Below are 7,999 nucleotides of genomic sequence, written 5' to 3'. Positions count from 1 at the left end.
ATATTATGGAAGCGGTTAATCTGAAGACCCCTTCTACCGAAACTGGGGCTGCAGAAGACGAGCTTGAGTCACGCGTATTTGGTAGCCTGCATTACGGTAAACCTTGGCCGGACAATGTATTTACTGGTCAAGCAACGCATCTTCCAGGCAACGTAAACCCAGCCGATGATTTCCATACTTATACCATTGAGTGGGAAGAAGGTGAAATCCGCTGGTATATTGACAATGTTCATTTTGCAACACAAAAACAGGAAGGCTGGTACAGCCAGCATATGGAAGATGGCATATTTGTCAGTGGCGGCAAGAATGCACCTTTTAACCAGAAATTCCATATGCTGCTAAATCTTGCAGTCGGTGGTAACTGGGCTGCCAATGCCAATAATGGCGGAATTGATTCATCTGTATTCCCGCAAACATTAGCGATTGACTATGTACGTGTTTACCGCTGCTCTGCTGACAGATGGAAAGGTAAAGGCTGTGCAAGTATCTCTGATCAAGCCAAATTTGTTGAAGGTGTTGCTGAGCCGGAAATCCTAATCGGTGACGGTAATTTCGGTAAAGGCCCTGTTTTTGATGTTTACAAAGATGAATTGAGTGTCGGTATGGCTTTTGACGGCTACAATCCAGACAAAGTTGTAACTCAAGAAGAAGTTGAAGAAGCAGGTCGCGGCAAAGTGTGGAAAATAACTAAAACTGGCGAAGCCGGTAATGTTTATTTACGTGCTCCACAAACTGATCTCAGTCATTGGATGGATAATGGTGAATTAGTATTTGATCTTAATGTTGAAAGTATGGAAGGTGATACTGAACTGCTTGTGAAAATGGATAGCGGCTGGCCTAAAGCCAGTGATATTACTGTCACGCAACCTGCAGTTGGCACATGGGGCGAAGTACGCATCAAAGTGGCTGATTTAATTGCGGGTGGAAACAGGTTCTCAGGTGGAAACAAAGCAGACATCAAAGCAATAACTAATGTACTGGTTATTGAGCCTTTAGGTGTTATGACCCTGAAAGTGGATAATATTCGTTTTGAATATCCAGCTAAGTAACCGATTCGTTTATTAAAGTAAACTGATCACAATGTGGTTGAATTCAGCAATGAATCAACCACATTATTTACAAAATACAAATAACCCTTGCTACGATTTAACTCCCCTACTTTCCTGCTTTTTTTGACTAATATCCTTATTCGATCTAACTTTTAGTTGTGAATATTTTTATGCATGGCAACGCGATAAAACGCTTTACCTGTGCAGCTTAAAGAGATTAAACAATAGATGGAGTCACTGATATGCAAACCCAACAACCATTATTACTGGCAATATTGATTATCACCTCATTGATGCTTTCTGCATGCGCAAGCTCTCCAACCGGGCGCCAGCAGGTTTTACTTTTCTCCGGCAGTGAGATGTCGCAACTTGGCAGCCAGTCTTTCGAAGAATTGAAGAAACAGGAAAAAATTAATCACGATCCAAAAATTAATTCCTATGTACAGTGCGTAACTAATGCAATTACAACTCGTTTAGGGCCTCAGCCAGATTTTAGTGAATGGGAAGTTGTTGTTTTTGATAGCGAGCAAGTGAATGCTTTCGCACTACCTGGCGGAAAAATTGGTATCTATACGGGTTTGCTTAAGATTGCTAATAATCAGGATCAGCTGGCAACGGTTATCGGTCATGAAATTGGTCACGTAATGGCACAGCACAGTAATGAAAGGGTTTCCCGCAGTCAGTTAGCAAATGCAGGCTTACAACTTTCAAATGCAGTCATGAGCGGTAGTGAGTATCAAAGTATCGCGATGGCTGGACTCGGATTAGGCGTGCAGTATGGCATACTGATGCCTTACGGACGGGCACAAGAGTCTGAATCTGACGTCATTGGCTTACAACTTATGGCGGAATCGGGGTTTGATCCGAAGCAAAGCGTTGAATTGTGGAAAAATATGGCTAAAGCATCTACTGGTAATCAGCCACCGGAACTATTATCAACTCACCCTTCTCACTCAACGCGTATTGAAGAGTTACAAGCGCTAATAACGCAATTACCTGCAATCAATGTAAAACGACAAAATTGTATGCTGTAATACCAATCCGTAAAATTAACTGATCTGTTTTTGTTTTTGTTTTTGTTTTTGGAAGTGCGGTTTTAACCGCGCAATATGATAGGCGCGACTGAAGGCGCACTTCCACAAATAGACCATAATATTAAGCGGGTTGGTATGAGCTGTTTTTCAGAGTAAGTTGAACAGCCTTAAAAGCAAAGGCAGAAGCTGCTTCGCTATTGTGCTTATTGGCTAGCCACTTTATGCAACTGTAAGATAGCTTTCTCTATGGCGTTTTTCTTCTAATACTAATTTCCCTACAAGCGTTTTTAACTCGGTAAAGTCCATTGTCTCGCTAAAAGGGGTTGCCGGATCGGAATAAATGCAGTTTTCAGTTCTATCAAAAAATGCTTCCGTTGTCCTGCGTGGGTGTTTTGCTAAACATGAATTAAAGAAGCCGGAATAAGCCCTGTAATGATACGGGTGCACATATTTTTTCCATGCAGCATCTGGCCTTACATCAATAAATTCAAGCCCCTCAACATCACTTTTTGTTACGTCGCAAGCGAATATCGATATCAGGTAAGCTTTTTGCAGATAGTTTTTCAGTACTTTGTAATGATCAAATGTAAACGGATCTGCATAGTCCTCTTTCTGTTTGCCTGGATAAAATAAGATATGCTTAGTAAACGGTTTATTACACTCGGAGCAAGCTGACTCGATTAACCCGCCATACTTATGATTAGGGCAGCATTCAGCCACTACATTTCCATGTAGAAAAGCCAAATCAGGGATATCATCAGTGATTTTACTCACTCTCTGATGAGCTTGCAGTAACAAAGGATCCCAGTCAAAGGTGGCAAGCAAATCTTTTTTACGTAACGAAAGAATTAATAAATCATAAGTCGTCACTTTATCCGGGATCGTAAATGAAGCAAAATATTTTCGGATTGTCTCGTCCAGTTCATTGCGTATTTCAGCGTATTCGTTTCGTGCAGCCAGCTGAGTATAGATATCTTCCAGAGTATTGTTTGCTGTCTTTAACCCAATATCGCTAATTGAATCGCTTAACCATATTTTTTTCAGAAAACCATTGAGCAGAGGAGTGTTTATTGGGTTTTCATCATCACAAGAAATTGCAGAGACACTTGCACCAGCATCTAAAATAACCACATGAGGGCTATTTTTCATAGTTTGTTCATATTTGTCATATAACTCCAAACTGAGCCTCCTTATTCATTGCAGCAGCGAATTAAAATAATTTATAGCAAAGCATCAATTTTTAAACCGTTAGTCAGATCACAATGCAGATATATTGTTGATATTCGATTTACAGGAATAAAGGATGGAAAGATAAGCAGGACAGACAACTATTGTCCAGCAATAAACTAGCCTTAATTTCGCGGTTGAAGCAATGATTATTTTCCCATGACAACCGCCTTGGTCTGGTTTACGGGCTCTACCTAACGGCGAGCCCAACAGTTATCACTGCAGCTTATGCCCTGCGTTTTAATAGCAGTTCTTTGTAGAGTTCCTGCATAACCAGTTTTGGCGTACGATCAACATTAAACAGTCCCCAGAATTTTTCCGGCTCCAGCGGATGAGAATCACCTTTCCAAGGCTCATCAAACGCTTCGAAAACAAACGTGAGTATCTTCTCATTGCTGGTCCATTCAAGTAATTGCTGATAGTAAGCAGCCTGCAGCTCCTCTGAAGCATTCCATGCTTCTATGCCCCGTCCGTTAGAAGCCGTTGTCCAACCTGCCTCAGTAATTACGACCGGTTTACCCGGGTAATGATCCGCGACCGAGTAATAATTCTGTTTAGTATATTCAAGCGCGTCATCTAAGGTTTTATATTCCCATGCCGGATAGGTATGCACTGAAATGAAATCCAACTCAGCGACCAGATCCTGCAGCTTGTTTGTCCAGGGGACATAGTTTTCGCAAAAGGTAACCGGGTGTTTAATAGCACTTTTAATTCTGCGCACATAGCCGATCAGGTTTTCTACCGGCACCATATGGTCCGTCCAGTCGACACTGGCCTCATTGCCGACCGAAACAGAAAAGACAATCTCAGGGTATTTTTCCACCAGAGCAATCAAGCGGCCGATTTCATCGCTATTATGCTGGCGGTTATCATTGAGCTGCTCTTCACTGAACTCAGCCCCCCAAGGGCACTGAGGGTTGCTTATCTCAGCCGCCATATCCACACCGAGCATCAGCTTAAAATCCAGCGCCTCGTTTAGGATCACCTGCAGCACTGTTTCTGCATGTATGCCGCAATCATACAGTCTGAGAAATTTCCAGTTGTCCGCCAGAATCAGCAGATCTTCCTTTATCTCCTCGTAACTCGGGTAAATACCTTCACAAGGGTTCTGCCCTTCACGATATCCGGAATAACATATTGCATTGCCATGCTGCAGTTCCATTGCATTATTACTCTTTACTAATTCCATTCTATGCGCTCTCTTGCAACTGTTCTACGTTGTCAATATATTTGAATTTACCCTCTTTATCCCAAAGCCCCCAGTAGGCACCGACATCTCCTTCAGCTTCCACTTTCCAGGTTTCGTCAAAAGATGAAAAATAAAAGATTTCTATCCCTTCTTCCTCTGCCCATAAGTAGGTATCAATAAAATATTTCATTGCATTTTCATTAGAGGCTACCGCGCCCCCTTCTGCTGTGCCGACATTTGGCCAGCCAGTTTCAGTGATAATTACTTTCTTGCCACCGCCAGCACGAACGGCACGGCGATACATATCTTTCATATACAGCAGGGAGTATTCCGCAGGACAACCTTCCCAGAACGGGTAGCAATTAGCCAGAATAACGTCACAGGCCTCTGTCACACGAGGGTGTTCTTCAAATTCATAATAAGCATCAACATAGCCGACTTCAATATCAGGCAACGCCTGTTTGGCACGGTTGATATAGTCAATCAGTTGATCTTCAGTTAGATCACCGCGCAGCAGCACTTCATTACCCACAGCCAGAATAGTGACATGACCCGCTTTTGCTATTTCGATAGCATTGGCCAGTTCTTTTTCGTTCATCTCTAAATCATCGCCTAACCAGACACCGACCATAGTTTTAAGGCCGTTCTGTTGCGCTATTGCAGGGATCTGTTGATTACCCTCAGTACAGGAAAATGAACGTACCCAGTTGACATTTGACTGGATGATTTTTAATCGCTCACGGATCTGTGCTTCACCAATTTGTGTACCCGGCCCCTGCCCTTCTATATAAGGACTAAATGAGATGCCATGGATCTTATCCGCAACAATCTTTGCCGCAATCCCCCCCAGCTCCTCATCAGATAGATTTGAAAAATTAATTCCAGCTAATGACATATGTTTATTGTATTTACTCGACACTCTACTCTCCTGTTAACTGCATTATTATTTATATACCCAAACTACTTGAAGATGTAGATTATGAGGCTCACTGAAATGCGAATCTTAGACGCGGTGTAAACTCTGTAAACAATGCGTTTATAACGGCTTATTTGCAGGAACGAATTGTCCACCCGCTCAAAAGAAAGCGCTTACATGTCAATACTATGCTACAAAAAAAACAGTAGACAAGGTGATTTATAAGGAAGCATTACCTGGATCACAACAAGTAATAATTACGGATATAAAATTAGATATTGAACAAGCAATAAAAAATTATTTTTATCTCATTAGAATCTAAGTAATACTATTCTAGGTAAGTAAGTGGTCAATTCAGGCGAAGGAAAAATAAATCATATCAAGGCATGAGTTTTGTAAATGGTCATTCCCTTTACAAAACTTATAACGCAGAGATAGTTGCTTTTAACCAGCATAAAAGAGCAGATATTTATCTAGAATGGTATAAGCAGAGTGCAGACAAAAAAGCAGAAAAGGAACTAAATTTTCCAACAGATAAAAAAGATAAAAGCGAATAAACCAGCACCGGCTTAACAGGCTGTTTATTCGCTTAATCATTTTTCGCGCAGATAAACCCAGATTTAAATAGGTAAAATTTCAGCTAAAGATAATTCCCTCTAAAAGTACACACTCTAACCACAGAGTCTCACTAACGGCACCAGCAAAGCAAGTGACCACTTACATCGAAATTAAGTTTGGTCAATTAAACTAGACTTTAAATCGATGCACCAACTCATTCTGCTGATGCGCCAGTTCATCCAGTTTGCCGCTTACTTGCGCTACTTGTTCCATCGATAAATTGTTATCGTCGGCTATCTGACTAATATCTTCCAGGCTGCGTGCAATCGAGTTGGTTGTTGAACTTTGCTCTTCCGCGGCATGCGCTATATGGTAACTCATTTTACTAATCTCAATAATATTCGCCTGAATTTCCTCCATCGCGCTATTAGCATCAGATGTTTGCGTTAAGCTCTTATTCATTTCAGTAACACAGGCCTGCATTACTGTTGATGCCTGCCCTGATTTCTGCTGCAGATTTTGAATCATATCTTCAATTTCGGCAGTTGAACTAGTGGTGCGTTCCGCCAGCACTCTGACCTCATCAGCAACAACAGCAAAGCCCCGTCCCTGTTCACCAGCACGCGCAGCTTCAATCGCGGCATTCAGTGCCAGTAAATTAGTTTGAGCTGCAATGTGGCGGATAACATCCAGGATAGAGCCGATATCGCTGCTCATCTCCTGAACAGTTGAAACCACTTTAACCGACTCATCAAGATTTTCTGATAACAGATGAATAGTCGAGATATTGTCACTCATGACATCTCGGCCGGCTTTCGCTGCAACTTCAACATCATGCACTTTATCCATAGAACTCTGTGCGCTCGTGGCAACATCTTTAACTGAATGTTCCATCTCTGTCATAGCAGTAGCAACCGATGCGGTTTGATTCCGCTGCTCATTTAAACGCGCTCTGGACTGAGTCATGGTGGATTGATTCTGTGCTGACACTTCCGCTAAATTGCCTGACGTTGAACTTAATTTACGCAGGATATCCTGCAGATTGGACGCCAGCGTATTGATATGAGCACTGAGTTGGTTGAATTCGATAAATGTATTGCCATTTACCCTTTCGGTCATATCCCCAGCGGTTAAAGCTTCAAGCGCTTTAAGGATAGAGACCAAAGGTTTACGCACATTTTGTGCCAGCAACCAGGCAAGGAACAGAAGGAAAACGGTTACACTTCCGCCCATCACAATTGCTTTGGCATAACCATCCGTATAGATCTTATTCGCATTATCAATAGCGCTGTTCATCAGTTGATCAGCTTCAGCGCGAAAAGTTTCAAGGATAGTCATCGCCTGATCAACTTCGCCGGCAAGAACGGCAATGTTGGCATACAAAAGAGTTCGCGCTTTTGTATAGGTAAAATGTTGATCAAGTACGCCGCCTTTTTTGCCCGCATCCTGAATAAACTGCATGGTTGATGCGTCAAACTCTTCCTTAAAACCCGGCAGCTGCGTGATAATACCTTGGTAAGCAAACTTCAGGCGCGTTACACTGCGTTTATTAGCTTTCATCGCCTTACTGATTTTACTGATGTCATCACTAGATAATGCATCTGAAGTACTTGTTTCTATCGACTTTAATTTATCAAAATAACCTTTTGCCAATAATTTAACAGTATCCGTTCCCTTGTCGTTAATATATTCGATCATGCCTAAGCGTAAATCTGTTTGTAATTTCTGGAAACGGCGCGCGGTTTTTTGTCTTTTCTGCTGCGCATTCAACTGGGTTTTATAATTGTCCATCGCTTTATTAGATTCAGAGAAGTAACGCTCTTCGATAGCGAGTAATTCACTTAATTGACTGCTTAATGCAGGGTTATCAGCTGAAACCTTAGCCAATTTACCAAGAGCATCACTAACATCTTGTTGTGCCACGCTGAATTTATCTTCATAACCTTGCATACGTTGTGCATCTTGACTGGTTAAAAAATCTTTAAATATTTTATCTGCAATTAACAATTTAACACTGGTTTGGTTA

At 41.7% G+C, this 7,999-nt stretch carries 7 protein-coding genes; 3 read left to right on the top strand and 4 right to left on the bottom strand.

The annotated features are described in order from the left end of the window. Both AC4GME_RS00280 and AC4GME_RS00275 read left to right on the top strand, forming a co-directional pair. Positions 1-1,049: glycoside hydrolase family 16 protein (locus tag AC4GME_RS00280; RefSeq protein WP_490378876.1), on the top strand; the 1,049-nt coding region annotated here is incomplete at its 5' end. A gap of 242 nt (positions 1,050-1,291) precedes the next feature. Further along, entirely contained in the window at positions 1,292-2,083 is a 792-nt protein-coding gene (locus AC4GME_RS00275) for a M48 family metallopeptidase (protein WP_490376180.1), read from the top strand. Positions 2,084-2,302: 219 nt separating this feature from the next. Here the strand turns inward: AC4GME_RS00275 and AC4GME_RS00270 are convergent, their stop codons facing one another. The 3 genes from AC4GME_RS00270 to AC4GME_RS00260 form a co-directional block, all read right to left on the bottom strand. Next, complete coding sequence (locus AC4GME_RS00270; protein WP_490376181.1) at positions 2,303-3,262, bottom strand: hypothetical protein; 960 nt, start codon at positions 3,260-3,262, stop codon at positions 2,303-2,305. Between the two features lie 274 nt (positions 3,263-3,536). Continuing rightward, on the bottom strand, positions 3,537-4,499 hold the full coding sequence (locus tag AC4GME_RS00265) for a glycoside hydrolase family 17 protein (protein ID WP_490376182.1): 963 nt from the start codon (positions 4,497-4,499) through the stop codon (positions 3,537-3,539). A 1-nt stretch (position 4,500) separates the two neighbouring features. Continuing rightward, positions 4,501-5,418, bottom strand: coding sequence for a glycoside hydrolase family 17 protein (locus AC4GME_RS00260; protein WP_490376183.1), 918 nt, complete (start codon positions 5,416-5,418; stop codon positions 4,501-4,503). A gap of 383 nt (positions 5,419-5,801) precedes the next feature. Between AC4GME_RS00260 and AC4GME_RS00255 the strand changes: the two genes are divergently transcribed. Further along, positions 5,802-5,972 (top strand): hypothetical protein, encoded by a 171-nt coding sequence (locus tag AC4GME_RS00255; protein WP_490376184.1) that lies wholly within the window; start codon positions 5,802-5,804, stop codon positions 5,970-5,972. A gap of 190 nt (positions 5,973-6,162) precedes the next feature. Here AC4GME_RS00255 and AC4GME_RS00250 read toward each other — a convergent pair. Next, positions 6,163-7,999, bottom strand: a 1,837-nt coding sequence (locus tag AC4GME_RS00250; protein WP_490378875.1) for a methyl-accepting chemotaxis protein, incomplete at its 5' end; no start/stop codon positions are given.

This window comes from Psychromonas sp., assembly GCF_983033635.1.
This window is presented reverse-complemented; position numbering and strand designations above follow the sequence as displayed.